The following is a 15567-nucleotide window of genomic DNA, read 5'->3' as shown; positions in this document are numbered from 1 at the left end:
ATTTCAAAGGCGAACTATAGCATAAGCTTCCGAAGTGCATTTCTTCGAAATGCTTTAGCTCCTACACTGAATTTCTCTCTTCGCCTCCTCGCTTCACTCGGAAGCAGACCTTTCTCGACACGTTGAAGCTCCCGGACTTTGTCCGGGAGCTTCTTTTTTTACAGTAAAAAAGGAGTGCCGATCCTCAAAAGAACGGGACGGCTTATCCGCCGCCGTATCGTCCCGGCAGAAGGTTACGCCCAGCCGGCGTTTTGCCGTTTGTCACCCGGGACGGGCTGTATTATAATGAAAGTTGCTTTAAATTTTCATTCTATTTCATTTTGCACACTATAAACCCGAAGGGAAGACGCCGATGCTGCCGATTCAACCGCAAGCCGTTCAAGAACTGCTGGACAAGCTGAAAGACCGGGAGCTCTATCTGCATCTCGAACTGACCAACGGCGCCTATACATTCGAGCGCGACCGCTCCAAGCTTGTCGCTTCGAACATGATCCGCAACGTTAAAGTCAGCTACTCGCACGGCTCCGTCTCCGGAAGCGGCCCTTACCGGGTCGGTTTGAAAATGCCCGAAGGATGGATCTATGCCGAAGGGCTGACGCACTACGAGGAAAGCGAAACGGAAAAGGCCGTATTGGCCGGCAACGATCGCGACGGCAAACTCGTGGTGAGCCTGATGCTGAGCTCCGAACCGTTCTAAATCGATTTTATCAAGGCGGCTTTCACCGCATTCGGAAAGGAGCGGGTACATCCCGTGGAACGTCATGTTTTGATCGTATTTCCCCATCCCGACGACGAGTCGTTTACCGTCTCCGGCACCGCCGCTTCCCATCTGCAGAGCGGGACTCCCGTCACGTATGCCTGTCTGACGATGGGCCAACTTGGCCGCAATCTCGGCAATCCGCCATTCGCGAACCGAATTACGCTGCCGGCGATCCGCCGCGCCGAACTGGATGCGTCCTGTGCGGCAATCGGTATTACCGATCTGCGTACACTCGGTTTTCACGATAAAATGATCGAATTCGAAGACCGCGACCTGCTCGACGGCAAGCTGCGCGAACTGATCGAGGAACTGAATCCTTCGCTGATTCTTACGTTCCACCCGCTGTACAGCGTGCATCCCGATCACGATGCCTGCGGCGCTGCCGTGGTGCGCGTAGTCGAAGCGATGAAGCCGAGCGACCGTCCCAAGGTGCATACGGTCGCTTTTGCAAAAGGCCATGAACGCGCACTCGGTCCGGCCGACGTTCAGGTGGATATCACTTTGTTCCTCGAGCAGAAGGTTGGCTCGATCAAAGCGCACAAGTCGCAGTTTCATACCGACCCGGTCTTCGAAGGCCATTCCATTCACGATCCGGTGCTGCGCGAACGTTTTGCCACCGAGAAGTTCTGGACCTACAAGTTTGATCCGCATCCGAACAAGCGCGGATAAGAGGAAGAAAAAGGAGCGGCCCCCATAGGGGGCCGCTCCTTCAGGCTGTCGAGAAACTCTCGACAGCCTTTCTTTATGTTCAGTTAATTCATGACGACACCGCGTTAATGTTATATAATAGAAGTAACTTTTAATGAACGGAAGGTGTTCGCATGCTGCGTCCAAATCGAGAAAAACAACAAACCTATGAACTCGTTTCGATTGAAGATCTGGTGCCTGAAAACCACATGCTGCGCAAAATTGATCGGTACATCGATTTCTCTTTCATTGATGAAAAGGTCCGTCCTCTTTATTGCGAAAACAACGGTCGTCCAGCGATTGATCCGACCGTTCTTTTTAAGATGATCTTCCTCGGTTATTTTTATGGGATTCGTTCCGAGCGCCAACTCGAACGCGAAGTCCAAACGAACCTGGCTTACCGTTGGTTCCTCGGACTGGGATTGACCGACAAAGTGCCGGACCACTCCACGATTAGCTGGAATCGCCGAACGCGCTTCAAGGGCACGACCATCTTCCAGGATATTTTTGATGAGATTGTGCTGCAGGCGATTTCGCACAAGATGGTGGGCGGACGCGTCTTATTCTCCGATTCGACTCACGTCAAAGCCAGCGCCAACAAACACAAATACACGAAGCAAGAAGTGCTGCAAAACACAAAAGACTATCTGGACGAGCTGAACACCGCTGTGGAAGCCGACCGGAAGGCCCATGGAAAAAAGCACTAAAACCGCGAGAGGAGGTGGAAGAAACTAAAGAAGTGAAAGTGAGCACGACCGACCCGGACAGTGGCTATATGGTCCGTGATGGGAAGCCGGAAGGCTTTTTCTATCTAGACCACCGTACCGTGGATGGGAAGTACAATGTGATTACCGATGTGCATGTGACGGCCGGAAATGTGCATGATTCCGTGCCGTATTTGACGCGCCTGGACCGGCAGTGTGAGCGATTTAAGTTTCAAGTGGAAGCTGTGGCGCTGGATGCCGGTTATTTGACGAACCCGATTTGCCGAGGGCTTGAAGAACGACAGATTTATGGCGTGATTGCACACCGAAGATTCCAGCCGGTGAAAGGTCTTTTTCCGAAAGCCAAGTTCCGCTACAACGCCGAGCACGACCACTATACCTGTCCAAACGGACAAGAACTACCGTACCGAACAACCGACCGACAAGGGTACCGCCAGTACGCCTCCGACCCCAAGCTCTGCCAGGATTGTCCCCTACTCCAGACTTGTACACGCTCGGCTAACCGACGAAAAGTGGTGACTCGGCATGTGTGGGAAGCCAGTAAGGAAAAGATGCGGGAAAACCGGCTGAGCCGCTCGGGCAAGCAGCTGTACCGCAAACGAAAAGAAACCATTGAGCGAAGCTTTGCAGATGCGAAAGAACTGCATGGGTTTCGTTATTTTAGGCTGCGCGGACTTGCAAATGTGACGGAGCAAGCGCTCCTAACCGCTGCCGTGCAGAACATGAAAAAGGTGGCGAACCACCTGGACCGACAGGCCAAGCAGGCCTAACCGGCCTTCTTGGCCTGCCGGCCGAGGAAAAAAGAGACTCGAAACACAAAAGAAACCCAACCCTCCGTTTGGAGAGCTGGGTTTCTCGACACTCTGAAGGAGCGGCCCCCATAGGGGGCCGCTCCTTTTTGGTATGCACAGCCTGCAGTTCCGCGCTGCGCTTAGAGCGGAACGTCTTTGCGCCCTTTCTTCATCGGCGAGCCGCATAACGGGCAGGGCTTGTGCGCGGCGCTCATGTCTTTGCTGTGCATGATCCGGGTCCAGGCGACGCAGGAACCGGACGTGCACAGCCACGCGGGAACGCTCTGGGTTCTCCCCAGCGTTCCGGCGGCAGACGAACCGCCGCCCGAACCGCCGAAGCGGCCGGAAGTGCCGGAAGCGGCATCCGATCGACCGTAGCGGTCGGTCCGGACCCTGCCGAACCGGCCGGGATCGGGTGCTCCGCCCCGCCGGCCGCCGTATTCGGCGCGCGCCGCGGCATCCGAAGCCGCGGTCTCCTGTCCGAAAGCGGACAGGAGAAAGCGCGAGACGGCGGCTTTCTTGCCGCGCTGCACCGCGGGCGAACTGACGAACAGCTGCTCCTTCGCCCGCGTTACGGCGACATAAGCCAGCCTGCGCTCTTCTTCGAGCGCTTCGGCATAGCTGGCTTCGCCTTCGAGGCCGACGCGCGTATCGCGCAGCGAATCGGCGCCGAGCGCGGAAGCATGGGGCAGCGTGCCTTCGGACGCGCCGATCAGGAAGACGGCCGGGAATTCCAGGCCTTTGGACTTGTGAATGGTCATCAGGGCGACGCGGTTGCCCTGCGCCTGCGATTTGACGGCCGCGGTCTGCTGGTTGCGCAGCAGCATATCGTCGACAAAGGCGAGGAACGAGACGATGGAATCGAACCGTCCGGCGGACGTCTCGAGTTCGTCGAGCATTTCCTTGAGCATCTCGCGGTGCGAGGTCTGCTCGCTGTGCTCGCCCGCCTGGATATAGGCGTCGTAGAAGCTTTGGCGGATCTGGGTGACCGCGGCGGCCGGGACCAGTCCCTTGAGCGAGCGGATGACCTCAAGGCGCTGGCGGATCTTGTCGAGCTGGAAGTCTTTCAGCCCGGGGAGCGTCAGCAGGTGGACGAGCGGCCCTTTCTTGGGCCGTCCTTCGTCCGTGGCCTGGATATGCGCCATGCCTTTGTCCCGGGCGATATACAGCGTCGGGAGCACGCTTGGCATCGCATCGAAGTCTCGGCGGTTGATCGACAGCCGCATATGATCCAGTACCGGCTTGACGAGCCAATGTTCGTACAGCAGGCGCCCGTCGCCGTAATCGATATGCGGAATATCCCGCATGACGAGCTGCTCGAGCACCGCCCGGTTGCTGCTCGAAGAGCGGTACAGCACGGCGAAGTCGCCGTAGCTGCGTCTTCCGGCCGCCACTTCGCGGCCGATATGGTCGACGATGGCCTGGGCTTCGTCGTCGGCCGATTCCGGCCGCATATACGCAGGCAGCAGAGCGCCGCCGTGTGCGGCGCGCAGCGTCTTGCTGCGGCGCATCTTGTTGTGCCGGATCACTTCGTTGCCGAGTCCGACGATCGACGGCACGGAGCGATAGTTGATATCGAGCGTTACCACGCGCGCTCTCGGATACAGCTTCTCGAATTCGAGAATAAATTCGCTGCGGGCGCCGTTGAACGAATAGATGGTCTGGTCGTCGTCGCCCACGACCATCAGATTGTTGCGCGGGGCGGCAATCATCTTGACCACTTCGTACTGCAGCAGATTGGTATCTTGAAACTCGTCGATCATGAGATGGGTGAAGCGGCGGCGCAGCCGTTCCAGCAGCTCGGGCCGGGCTTTGAGCAGCGCGTGCGCATCGGTCAGCACGTCGTCGAAGTCGATTTTTCCCGTCTCCTGCTTCCAGGCTTCGTACCGCAGCAGAATACGCTTCATCTGCCGGTCGGTATCGCTCTTCTCGGGAAGTTCGCCGGCGGGCATCAGGTTTACTTTGTAGGAAGAGAGCAGGGCCAGCAGATTCTCGGGCGGATAAGCGTCCGACATGCCAAGCTCGCGCATGATCTGCTGAAGCTGGATATGCTGCCGCCGCGTGTCCCCGAAAATTTCTTTCTGCATGCCCTGGCTGAACAGCAGCCACAGGCAGAAAGAATGGAACGTCCGGGCCTGGATGCGTCCGGCTTCGTATTCGCCGATGCCGGGCAGTCCGGCGATCCGCTCGCGCATTTCCGCGGCGGCTTTGCTGGAAAAGGTCAGCAGAAGGATGCCGGAAGGATCGACGCCGCAGACATCGAGCAGGTAGCCCGCCCGGCAGACCAGAGTACTGGTCTTGCCCGAACCCGCCCCGGCGAGCGTCAGCAGCGGTCCTTCCGTGCAGCGGACCGCCGCGATCTGCGCCGGGTTCAACGCGATGCCTGTCTGCTCGAGCAGACGGAAATAAGCGGCATCCCGCTCTCCGCGTTCACCGGCCTGCTTTTTCGGTTCGCGCCCGGCATTTGCCGCGATTTCCGCGCGGGGAAGCTTCCCCGAGGATACGCCGAACGGTTTATTTTCAAATCTGGATGTCGTTGCTTTCTCCACTGTTCGTTCCCCTCATTCTGTGCGCTCGCCTGCTTCCGCGACTGGGATTCGCACCGGCCGGCGGCTGATATTCCTTTTGGCCGCAGCGTCTTGATTTCCCGCTCCGGCATCCGTTTCCGTCAAAATTCCGATTCTATAAATGTAGCACGCGCCCTTCGGAAGCGTCAAAGGAATCAGCCTTTTTTTTCACGGATACGGAAGGAAAAAAAGCCCGGATTACGCCAAAAACCTCCGTTTTCGCCGGGGACGACGAAAGCGGAGGTTTGGATACGGAAAAGTTTCAGCACTCGCCGGGCGAACTCTGTTCGGTCGAAGCGATCCGATACGTGGTTACGAAGGACGGACGGGCGAAAATTTCAGGACGCTGCTGGGTGATGCCTTCCGACGTGTCGCGTTTTTTGTGGGCATGGTTGTACGACTCGGAACTTTGCCAGCTCTTGAAGCTGTCTTCGTCTTTCCAGACGGTCAGAATCACGTACGTGTCGCCCTGCAGCGGCCGAAGCACCCGGATTCCGGCAAAGCCCGGCATGTCTTCGACGCGGCGGGCCCGGCCGAGAAACCGTTCTTCAAAAGCGGAACGCCCTTCTTCGCTGACGGGAATATTGTTCAATACCGCGAATTCGCCGCTCAGCGAACCCGCGCTGTCGATCGCCTGATAGGCGGATCGGGAGTCGATTGAAGTGTCGAGCGGATGGGCCGCTTCGAATACATACAGAGTCTCATCTTCGCCGCTCAGCGTGTACACGTTATCGAGCTGCGGATCTTCCGGCAGTGTGCCGTGGAACAGATACAGAAACATACGAATCAACCTGCCTTTGCGTCAAAGTGGGGCGTTCGGTCCGCGGACCGAATCGAATCGATTCACCGGACGTTCGGCTCGATCCGCGTACCCGGCTTGGCGGCCGGATTCGGCGGAAAGTGCCGAGCGGCGGTAGGCCGACCGAGCTTTTTGCACCCTGTATGTTCATTATACCCGCAAGCGACCTTAAGGAAGCGGAAAAAGGAAAAGCGGCAAAGTGATCCAAACGCACGGAAACTGCGAATATGATTCTTAGGTAACGGTTTTGGCGTAAATAATTGTTTCAAACTTAATATATGAGTCCAATTGACTATATATAAATAAGGCGGATAGTCACCGAAAGACCCATTCATACTCGATGCGGCTGCTTCCCTGCGCTTGTCGACGAAGAAGGTCGCCCTTATAACTTCAGAGACAAGGCGGGATGAACGACAATGAAAATGACGATCGGAAAAAGACTGCAGGCGGGATTTGCCGGAGTACTGTTGATTACGCTGTTTCTGGCTTCTTTCAGTTTCTACGAAGTCGAACAGGTGCACCGGAATTATGCGAGCCTGATCGACCGCCGCGTCCAGGAGATTCAGGCGATCGCGGAGATGAAATACGAAGCGACCGCACAGGCCAAAAATTTACGGGGATACCTGATTACGGGCAATGAGCAGCATGTGGATTCTTTTGAACAAAACAAAGCGAATCTGATCGGCAAAATGGAGCAGTTGGAAGCTCTGCTGACCGACTCGCAGTCGCAGGCGCTGCTGAAAGAGATCTCCGGACTCGAAACCCAATACGGCCAAGTCGGCCAGAAGCTGATCGCCCTCAAGGAAGCCGGAGATCTTGAGGCCTACACCCGGGTCGTCGAGGAAGAATGCGTGCCGCTTGCCGACGCCCTGGCGGATCGTTCGCAGGCGATGGAAGACCTGCAGCGCTCGATGCTGGACGCTTCGGTTGCGGACGCGGCCTCCGATGTACGAAACATCGAGACAATTATTCTGGTGCTGGCTGCCGCGGGTCTGCTGCTGGGCACGCTGATCGCGGTTGTGATCGGCCGCAAGATCGCACGTCCCGTCTCGAGAATCGCCGCCGAAGCGAAGCGGATCGCGGCTGGAGATCTGCGCGGGGACGATCTGCATGTCACGAACCGCGATGAGATCGGCGAGATGGCGGAAGCGTTCAATGCCATGAAGAACAGTCTGCGCAGTCTGATCGTGAAGATCGGCAGCAGTTCGGAGCAGGTATCCGACGCTTCGCAGACGCTGCTCAAGAATTCGGAGCAGGCTGCCCAGACAGCCGATGATGTAACGTCCGCGATTCTCGGCGTAGCCGGAGGCGCGGAACGCCAAATGGCGGGCATGGACGAGAACAAAACGGCGCTCGAAGACGGAGGCCAACATCTTCGCCGCGTGGCGGATACGACATCCGATGTCGCGCGGACTTCGGTCGGCGCGCTGGAAGGGGCACAGGAAGGCGCGAAGCTGATCGCGGAGACGATAGAGCGGATGCGGCTGGCGCAGGAAACGGTCGGACGTTCTTCCGATGCCGTACATGAACTGGAACACGAGTCGAAGCGGATTGCGGAAATCGTGGGAACGATCGGCAGTATCGCCGGACAAACGAACCTGCTGGCGCTGAACGCTTCGATCGAAGCCGCCCGTGCCGGCGAACACGGCAGAGGCTTCGGCGTGGTGGCCGAAGAAGTCAAGAAACTCGCCGATCAATCGCGAACGGCGGCTTCGGAAGTGGAATCGATTCTGGGAGGCATCGCCGCGCGGCTGCAGGAAGCGGTGCAGGCGATGGAAGCCGGCTCGCGCGAAGTCGAAAGCGGCGCGCAGACAGCCAATCGGGCCGGAGAATCGTTCGGCCGGATCTACGACTCGCTCGAACAAATGTCGGGACGGGTACGCGAAGCGGCCGCCGCGGTCGAGCATATCTCGGCCGGCATGGAGCAGACGCTGATCTCGGAGCGGGACATGAACGAGCTGTCGCGGGACATTTCGGCCCGTTCGCAGAGCGTGGCCGCCGCTTCGGAGCAGCAGCTCGCCTCGATCCAGGAAGTTTCGGCATCGGCCGAGGTTCTGAGCCGTCTGTCGAGCGAACTGCGGGGCGAGATCGGAGAGTTCCGGGTATAGGGGACCCGAGCCGTTACCCGTGATCGATAGGCAAAAAGACCGCCGGCTGACCCGGCGGCCTTTTTGCTGTGTTCTTGAATCTTTCGTGTAGGTGTGAGGTTTTGCGGCTCAACCGGCTGCGCCCCGCCGGAATTCATTCGGCGAACAGCCGGTCGCTTTCTTGAATACGCGGCTGAAATATTTCTCGTCCTGATAGCCGACCAACTCGGCGATCCGGACGACGGTCATCTCGGAGCCGAGCAGCAGCCGCTTGGCGCGTTCCAGCCGGACATTCGCCAGATAGTCGAATACGTTCTCGCCGAACTCCCGTTTGAAGCGCCGCGAGATGTATTCCCGGCTCAGGAAGAAGCGGTCCGCCAGATCCTGCAGGGTCAGATCTTCCCGGTAATGTTCGCGGATATGGGCCGCAATCTCTTCCATAATAGCGGCGCCTGCGGAAGAGCCGCCTTCAAAAGCATGAATATACGCCTCAACGGCGCCGCCCGAAGCGGGAGATGCCGAGAGGGAAGAAGCGGCTCCCGCAGGCTGGGGATGCAGGCGCTTGAGCGCTTCCTCGGCCTGCAGATACGAGCTGCGCAGTCCGCCTTCCAGCCCGTCGGAGCAGCCGCCGATGCCGAAATGCATCGGCTCGCCGAGTACGGCTTCCAGTCCGTCGTTGATCAGGGCAAGCTTCTCTCCGGCATGCGCCGCGCCGTTCCAGAAGAACAAAGCGATCTCGCGCTCGCGGCCGAGGTTGCGAAACGCATAGCCGTCGCGGCCGTATCCGAGCACTTCATTGGCCACATTGGCCAGCGTGAAGAACAGCAGCTCGGTGCGTCCGGCGTATTTGCGCCACAGCGGAAGGTCTTCCGACAAGCGGACGACGGCGCTGCGCACCATGCCGAACGGTTCGGCCAGCCCGAATTCGCCCGCGAATTCCCGTTCGGCCGTCTCTCGGGCGGCGGTCGCGCCGAGCAGATCGGAACAAAGCTTGTCGCAATAGACCGGTTTGAAGCGGTTGACTTCCATAGCCTGCGCAAGCAGCTGGCGCCGGCTGGCTTCGCCGATCTGCCAGCTCCGGACCGCGCGCGAGAACGAATCGTTAAGCTGATCGGCGTCGATCGGCTTCAGCAGATAATCCATGCCGCCGTAACGCAGCGTCTGTCTGGCGAAGTCGAAATCGCCGTGACCGCTTACGACAAGCGTCTTCGTATCCGGCGCGCTGCGGCTAATCCATTCCAGCAGATCGATACCGCCGCCGGCCGGCATGATCATATCCGTCAGCACGATGTGGGGAGCGTGACGCTCGATCATTGCGACAGCTTCGCGGCCGCTCGATGCCTCCAGCACTTCGGCCGGCTCATAGCGTTCCCAGTCGATCAGGAGGCGAATCGCTTCCCGAACATGGGTTTCGTCGTCCACGATGAGTACCTTCATGTTTGATCTCCTTTTCCTTATCCGCATTAAATCTTCTACTTATACATTATGGCCGAAAATCGCCTTCTCCAAACAGCGGAATCCGGAGGGTCACCTGCAGTCCGCCTTCAAGAGCCTGGCTCAGGAATACCGCGGCCGAATCGCCGAAATACAAACGCAGACGATCGCCGACGCTGCGCAGGCCGATATGCGCGGATTCGATGTTCTGTCCGAAGATGAGTGGTCGGTCCAGCATAACCTGCAGTTCGCGCCGCAGCTCCGGTTCGATCCCGGGACCGTTGTCGGCTACGATGACGATCAGTTCGGCTGCTCTGCCGCCCGCGCCGGAATCTCCCGGCTGCGCCCCGTACGGATCGAACAGGGTTTGAGCCTCCGGTTCTTCGATCGGATTGCCGAACCCTTCGAATCCGCCCTGATCGTCCATCTTCTCCTGTACATCCTGCGCGCCGCCGCTCCGACGCACAAAGGCCCGGATCCGGAGTAGGCCTTCTTTTTCGAACGTTTCGCCCGCGTGCTTGAAGTAATTTTCTGCCAGCGGCTGCAGAATCATTCTCGGCACCTGAATCCGCCTCGCTTCCGGCTCGATCTCGAGCGAGAAGCGGAAGCTGTCCCGGAAACGGTGACGCTGCAGACCCAGATAATCCTGTACGTATTCGATCTCCCGGCTGAGCGGTACGAAGGCGTCACCTACGTGCATATTGTAGTGCATCATGCGGCCGAGCGAAGAGATCAGTCCATAGACTTCACGATCGCCTTTCTTAAGCGCAAGGGTCGCGATCGACTGGAGGGCGTTGTTTAGAAAGTGCGGATTGACCTGCGCTTCCAGCGCCCGAAGCTGATTGGTCTTGTTCATGATCTCCAGCCGGTACTGCTTGAGTACCGAGTCGTTGAGCTGCCTCACCATCCCTTCGAACCGCCGCGACAGTACGCCGAATTCGTCGGTCCGGTTCGTCTCGAGTTCCATCGGCAGACCTCCGGATTCGACCTGCTGCATGCCGCGGATCAGTTTGCGGATCGGCTGGGTGAATTTGAGCGAGATAAAGGCCGTCGCCACCACCACCACGATCAGCGACAAAGCGCCGACCGCGGCATTCAGCAGCAGGATCTGCCGCTCGCGGCGGTACAGCGTATCGGAATCGACGCGTTTGACGATGGTCCAATTGGCGAGCGGGCTGCGTATTTTCTCATAGAAAAGGAAGGAGCCGCCGTCTTTCTGCACGGTGTAGCCGGATTCGGAGTAGGAATCCAGCACGTCGTCCAAACCTTCGATCTCCGGCATTTCGCCGAGCAGATCCGGCGGGCCGACGATCAGCTTGCCTTCGCGGTCCACGATATAGACCTGCTCGCCTTCCGCCGCCAGACGTTTGGTCAGCGAGCGGAGGAAGTCGATTCGCACATCGATGGCCAGCATCCCCGCTTTCTCGTTGCGCGGAATATCGTATACGACGCGGTTAAAAGTAAAGACGTCCGTCGACCGCTCTTCGTTCTCCGGCCGCAGCCGGTACGTGCCGGCCCGGTGCGTCATGCCCGCGAAAGCCTGGACGCTCCATTTGCGGTATTCCGGAAGCTGCTCCTGCCGGCTCGGCCCATACGGTTTGCCGGCAAAGTACAGATAGGAGTTGCTGCTTTTGTCAATATGCAAAAACACCTGATAAATGCCGTCCATGGCATAGTAGGTCCGCCGGAGAGAGCCCATGACATCGTTCTGGTCGATACCGGCTTCGAGTTCGTCGGAACCCGACAGGATAATATCGATCAGCGTATCGCCGTAGACAGACTCGTCGTAGACCTGCAGGGAGAGCTTGTTGACCGTGTCGAGATAATTGACGATGTTCGTCTGCCCCTGATAGAGCAGGCTGGCATTGTCTTCGATCGCGCCCTGTTTGACGTTTTCTTTGGTCAGATTGTAGGCGACGAGCGCGGAGAGCAGGATGGGAAGCGCGGTGGCGAACGTCAGAAACAGGATCAGTTTGCTGCGGATAGACTGGCGGAACATACGGCTCTCCTTTCTCCCGGACCCGAATGTCACGGCAGGTCAATATAGTCCACTGTATTCGTCATTTGTTTCCATGTTAACGCTTTCTTATTCAGCATATAATAAACGCATGGGTTAAAAAAGATCGAAACGGGAGGTGCACCATCTTGGCTGGACGCAAGCGCTGGATGAATTTACTGATGCAGAGCGTTTTTCTGGGTCCGTCGCTGCTTTTCTTTGTCGTCATTGTCGTCATCCCGTTTTTCCTGGGCATGTACTACTCGTTTACGGACTGGAACGGCGTAGCGGTCACGGTTAACTGGGTAGGAACACGCAATTTCGTCGCGATGTTCTCGGATACGAAATTCTGGGTTTCATTCTGGTTTACCATTCGTTTCACGCTGGCGGTCGTGATCCTCACCAATGTGATCGCGTTCCTGCTCGCTCTGCTGCTGGTGCAGCCGCTCAAAATGCGCAATCTGCTGCGGACGCTCTTCTTCATCCCGAACGTCATCGGCGGCCTGCTGCTCGGCTTCATCTGGCAGTTCATCTTCATCCGCGGCTTTGCGGCTGTCGGCAAAGCGACCGGAATCGGATTCTTCAACCTGGAATGGCTCGGTACGGAAGCGACCGGCTTCTGGGGGATCGTGATCGTGTTCGTCTGGCAGGCTGCCGGCTACATGATGATTATCTATATCGCAGGTCTGATGAACGTCGACCGCTCGCTGATCGAAGCGGCGGAGATCGATGGCGCCGGTTACGGGCAGAAACTTCGTTTCATCACGTTTCCGCTGATCATGCCGGCCATCACGGTCTGCTTGTTCCTCTCGATGTCCAACGCGTTCAAGATGTTCGACCTCAACTTGTCGCTGACACGCGGCGGACCGTTCGGCTCGACCGAATCGCTTGCGCTCAATATCTACACCGAAGCGTTTACGAACAGCAACTACGGACTCGGCACCGCGAAGGCGCTTCTGTTCTTCGTCATCGTAGCCGCCGTCTCGTCGCTGCAGGTCTGGTTCACGAAAAGAAGGGAGGTACAGTCCTAAATGGAAACGGGTCGCAAATATTCCGCACGAACGCTGCTGCTTGAAGTGATCGCCGTCCTGCTGGCGCTGCTCTTCCTGGTTCCCTTCTACTTCGTTATCGTGAACTCGCTCAAGAAGTTTGCCGATATCCTCAAGAACTCGGCTTCCCTTCCGAAGACCGTCACGTTCGACAACTTTACGCGGGCCTGGGAGATCCTTGAGTTTCCAAAAGCGTTCACCAACTCGCTCGTCATCACCATCTTGGCGAACGTCCTGCTGGCACTGTTCTGTTCCATGGCTGCGTACCGGCTGGTCCGGCACCCGAGCCGCTTCAATAATATCGTATTCATGGCCTTTGTCGCAGCGATGGTTATCCCTTTCCAGTCGATCATGATTCCGCTGGTTCGGGTCGCGGCCAACCTGGGATTGACGGGCAATCTGCCGGGTCTCATTATCTGTTACTTGGGCTTCGGCGCTTCGCTGACGATCTTCTTGTTCCACGGCTTCGTAAAGTCGGTGCCCGTGGAAGTCGAGGAAGCGGGAATCATGGACGGCTGCTCGCCGTTCGGCGTCTTCTTCCGGATCGTCGTGCCGCTGCTTAAGCCGATGATTGTAACGGTATTTATTTTGAACACGCTGTGGATCTGGAACGACTTCCTGCTGCCGCTTCTGATTGTCGGAGGCAACGCGGAGCTTCGAACCATACCGCTTGCGACGAACGCTTTCTTCTCGCAGTATACCAAGCAGTGGGATCTGGCGCTGGCGGGACTGCTGATGGGCATCGCGCCGATCATCGTCTTTTTCCTGGCGCTCCAGAAGCATATCATTGCCGGCATCGCGGCCGGCGCTGTCAAAGGCTGATTCCCAACTGTACAAGAACGACCCACACACCGGCAAGTCGCAATATCACATAAAAGCAATCTTATTGTAATCGCTGGCCGCAGGATTGGGAAGAGCAAGGCCATCAGGCGAAGAAGTCCCATTTTTGCCAGACCGCAACACCGCTTCGACACACACAAAAGGGAGGCTGTACACATGAAAAAAACGAGCTTTCTCACCATGGCGCTGCTGCTGATGATTTCGCTGCTCGCCGCCTGCGGAGGCGGAGGCGCCATGCCGAACCCGGAAGCCGGTACGACCGGAACGACGGGTACGACCGAAACCAAGGAACCGGCAGCGGGAACGGATACGCCGACTTCCGACGTGACGCTCAAGATGTTCCAGTTCAAAGTCGAAATCGCCGATGCGATGGAGAAACTGCTGGCCGAGTACAAAAAAGAAACCGGCGTCAACATCACGATCGAAACGGTCGGCGGCGGCGCGGATTACGGCGCGGCTCTCAAAGCGAAATTCGCTTCGGGCGACGAACCGGATATCTTCAACAACGGCGGCTACAATGAAGCGCAGCTGTGGAAAGACCGGATGGAAGATCTGTCCGATCAACCTTGGGTAGCCGATCTGAGCGACAACGTCAAAGATCCGATGACCATGGACGGCAAGCTGTACGGCCTGCCGATGAACATCGAAGGCTACGGCTTCCTGTACAACAAAGCGCTGTTCGAACAAGCGGGTATCACGGAAATTCCGACGACGCTTACCGCTCTGCGCGAAGCCGCTCAAAAGCTTAAAGACGCGGGTATTACTCCGTTCGAGAACGGCTACCAGGAATGGTGGGTAATCGGCCAGCATTTGGTCAATGACGCTTATGCCAAACAGGAAGATCCGGACAAGTTCATCGCGGACTGGAGAGAAGGCAAGACTTCCGTTGGAGACAACGAAATCTTCAACCAGTGGCTCGATCTGGTCGACCTGACGATGGAATTCGGCAACGATCGTCCTCTGACGACCGACTACAACACGCAGATGACGGAATTCGCTTCCGGCATGGCGGCCATGACGCAGCAGGGCAACTGGACCCAAGTTCAGATCGACGGAATCGATCCGGAGATCGAAGTGGGCATCCTGCCAATGCCGATCAATGACGACGTAGCGCTGAACGACAACATCTTCATTGGCGTACCAAACAATTGGGTCGTCAACAAAGCCTCGGCGAACAAAGAAGAAGCGAAGAAATTCCTCAACTGGATGGTGACATCCGAAACGGGTAAACGCTACACGGTTGAAGAATTCAAATTTATCCCGGCGCTCAAGTCCATCACGTACGAACCGGAACAGCTTGGCGATATCGCCGCAGGCATCCAGGAATACGTACAGGCCGACAAGACGCTGGGCTGGCATTGGCCTAAGCTGCCGGACGGCACGAACCAAGAATTTGGCGCTTTGATGCAGGCTTATGTAGCGAAGAAGATCACGAAGGAAGAACTGTTCAAACAGATGGATGAAACGGTATTGAAGTTGGCGAAGAAATAAGGACTGGCTTAAGACACTTAGAAGGAGCACCTAAAGAAGTCTGTAGGGAGAAGTGATTAAGCAGACGAGCGATAATTTCATATTTAAATAAGTCGGTTTTGTTGGTAGAGATGCCTGCAAAACCGGCTTTTTTCCATGCAATGATACGATTGCGAAAAAGAAGGAGGGATCAGAAGGAAGTAGTCAACGTAGAATTTCTTCGGCTTTTACATTAGAGTTATGAGTGCTGCTTGAAAAAAGCAAGGAGAAGTAAAATAAAAGAACAAGACGGATTGTCAATCCAAGTGCAACACTTCGTCCTGAAACGATTCGTGTGTAGACTTCCAGCCTAGACATTTGCG

Annotated in this window: 12 protein-coding genes; 8 read left to right on the top strand and 4 right to left on the bottom strand. The window is 57.1% G+C overall.

Annotated features, from left to right (window positions below; all coding sequences use genetic code 11):
* The first annotated feature begins 352 nt into the window (after window positions 1-352).
* The 4 genes from HRQ60_RS22510 to HRQ60_RS23815 all read left to right on the top strand — a co-directional run bounded on the left by HRQ60_RS22510 (window position 353) and on the right by HRQ60_RS23815 (window position 2942).
* The gene (locus tag HRQ60_RS22510; RefSeq protein ID WP_172200646.1) at window positions 353-697 is read left to right on the top strand and encodes a YojF family protein; all 345 of its coding nucleotides are present in this window, start codon (window positions 353-355) and stop codon (window positions 695-697) included.
* Between the two features lie 54 nt (window positions 698-751).
* Complete coding sequence (bshB2, locus tag HRQ60_RS22505; RefSeq protein ID WP_172200643.1) at window positions 752-1429, top strand: bacillithiol biosynthesis deacetylase BshB2; 678 nt, start codon at window positions 752-754, stop codon at window positions 1427-1429.
* A 152-nt stretch (window positions 1430-1581) separates the two neighbouring features.
* Window positions 1582-2154 (top strand): transposase, encoded by a 573-nt coding sequence (locus tag HRQ60_RS23820; RefSeq protein ID WP_343044799.1) that lies wholly within the window; start codon window positions 1582-1584, stop codon window positions 2152-2154.
* On the top strand, window positions 2055-2942 hold the full coding sequence (locus tag HRQ60_RS23815; protein ID WP_343044800.1) for an IS1182 family transposase: 888 nt from the start codon (window positions 2055-2057) through the stop codon (window positions 2940-2942). Before HRQ60_RS23820 ends, HRQ60_RS23815 begins: the two co-directional genes overlap by 100 nt.
* 161 nt (window positions 2943-3103) lie before the next feature.
* Here HRQ60_RS23815 and HRQ60_RS22495 read toward each other — a convergent pair whose 3' ends face one another.
* Both HRQ60_RS22495 and HRQ60_RS22490 read right to left on the bottom strand, forming a co-directional pair.
* Window positions 3104-5512, bottom strand: coding sequence for a UvrD-helicase domain-containing protein (locus HRQ60_RS22495; RefSeq protein WP_172200637.1), 2409 nt, complete (start codon window positions 5510-5512; stop codon window positions 3104-3106).
* Between the two features lie 280 nt (window positions 5513-5792).
* On the bottom strand, window positions 5793-6311 hold the full coding sequence (locus HRQ60_RS22490; RefSeq protein WP_172200634.1) for an antibiotic biosynthesis monooxygenase family protein: 519 nt from the start codon (window positions 6309-6311) through the stop codon (window positions 5793-5795).
* A gap of 434 nt (window positions 6312-6745) precedes the next feature.
* On the opposite strand from HRQ60_RS22490, the gene HRQ60_RS22485 reads away from it, so the two are divergent.
* Window positions 6746-8437, top strand: coding sequence for a methyl-accepting chemotaxis protein (locus tag HRQ60_RS22485; RefSeq protein ID WP_172200631.1), 1692 nt, complete (start codon window positions 6746-6748; stop codon window positions 8435-8437).
* Window positions 8438-8545: 108 nt separating this feature from the next.
* Here HRQ60_RS22485 and HRQ60_RS22480 read toward each other — a convergent pair whose 3' ends face one another.
* Window positions 8546-9853 carry a response regulator gene (locus HRQ60_RS22480; RefSeq protein WP_172200628.1) on the bottom strand — a complete coding sequence of 436 codons (1308 nt, stop codon included), beginning with the start codon at window positions 9851-9853 and terminating at the stop codon, window positions 8546-8548.
* Window positions 9854-9899: 46 nt separating this feature from the next.
* Window positions 9900-11849 (bottom strand): cache domain-containing sensor histidine kinase, encoded by a 1950-nt coding sequence (locus HRQ60_RS22475; RefSeq protein ID WP_172200625.1) that lies wholly within the window; start codon window positions 11847-11849, stop codon window positions 9900-9902.
* A gap of 167 nt (window positions 11850-12016) precedes the next feature.
* On the opposite strand from HRQ60_RS22475, the gene HRQ60_RS22470 reads away from it, so the two are divergent.
* The 3 genes from HRQ60_RS22470 to HRQ60_RS22460 all read left to right on the top strand — a co-directional run bounded on the left by HRQ60_RS22470 (window position 12017) and on the right by HRQ60_RS22460 (window position 15226).
* A complete protein-coding gene (locus HRQ60_RS22470; protein WP_172200649.1) occupies window positions 12017-12877 on the top strand; it encodes a carbohydrate ABC transporter permease in 861 nt (286 codons plus the stop codon).
* Window positions 12878-13717, top strand: coding sequence for a carbohydrate ABC transporter permease (locus HRQ60_RS22465; RefSeq protein ID WP_172200622.1), 840 nt, complete (start codon window positions 12878-12880; stop codon window positions 13715-13717).
* 174 nt (window positions 13718-13891) lie between these two features.
* Window positions 13892-15226, top strand: a complete 1335-nt coding sequence (locus HRQ60_RS22460) for an ABC transporter substrate-binding protein (RefSeq protein WP_172200619.1) — start codon at window positions 13892-13894, stop codon at window positions 15224-15226.
* The last annotated feature ends 341 nt before the right edge of the window (window positions 15227-15567 follow it).

The organism is Saccharibacillus qingshengii, assembly GCF_013185195.1.
GTDB lineage: Bacteria > Bacillota > Bacilli > Paenibacillales > Paenibacillaceae > Saccharibacillus > Saccharibacillus qingshengii.
The sequence above is the reverse complement of the archived record's forward strand: the minus strand, read 5'-3'. Positions and strand labels throughout refer to the sequence as shown.

Excerpts from the sequence above, each read along its gene's own strand:
- HRQ60_RS22470 (WP_172200649.1), top strand. The coding sequence starts at position 12,017 with ATGAATTTACTGATGCAGAGCGTTTTTCTGGGTCCGTCGCTGCTTTTC.
- HRQ60_RS22485 (WP_172200631.1), top strand. The coding sequence starts at position 6,746 with ATGAAAATGACGATCGGAAAAAGACTGCAGGCGGGATTTGCCGGAGTA.
- HRQ60_RS22460 (WP_172200619.1), top strand. The coding sequence starts at position 13,892 with ATGAAAAAAACGAGCTTTCTCACCATGGCGCTGCTGCTGATGATTTCG.
- HRQ60_RS22475 (WP_172200625.1), bottom strand. The coding sequence starts at position 11,849 with ATGTTCCGCCAGTCTATCCGCAGCAAACTGATCCTGTTTCTGACGTTC.
- HRQ60_RS22480 (WP_172200628.1), bottom strand. The coding sequence starts at position 9,853 with ATGAAGGTACTCATCGTGGACGACGAAACCCATGTTCGGGAAGCGATT.
- HRQ60_RS23820 (WP_343044799.1), top strand. The coding sequence starts at position 1,582 with ATGCTGCGTCCAAATCGAGAAAAACAACAAACCTATGAACTCGTTTCG.
- HRQ60_RS22510 (WP_172200646.1), top strand. The coding sequence starts at position 353 with ATGCTGCCGATTCAACCGCAAGCCGTTCAAGAACTGCTGGACAAGCTG.
- HRQ60_RS22490 (WP_172200634.1), bottom strand. The coding sequence starts at position 6,311 with ATGTTTCTGTATCTGTTCCACGGCACACTGCCGGAAGATCCGCAGCTC.
- HRQ60_RS22465 (WP_172200622.1), top strand. The coding sequence starts at position 12,878 with ATGGAAACGGGTCGCAAATATTCCGCACGAACGCTGCTGCTTGAAGTG.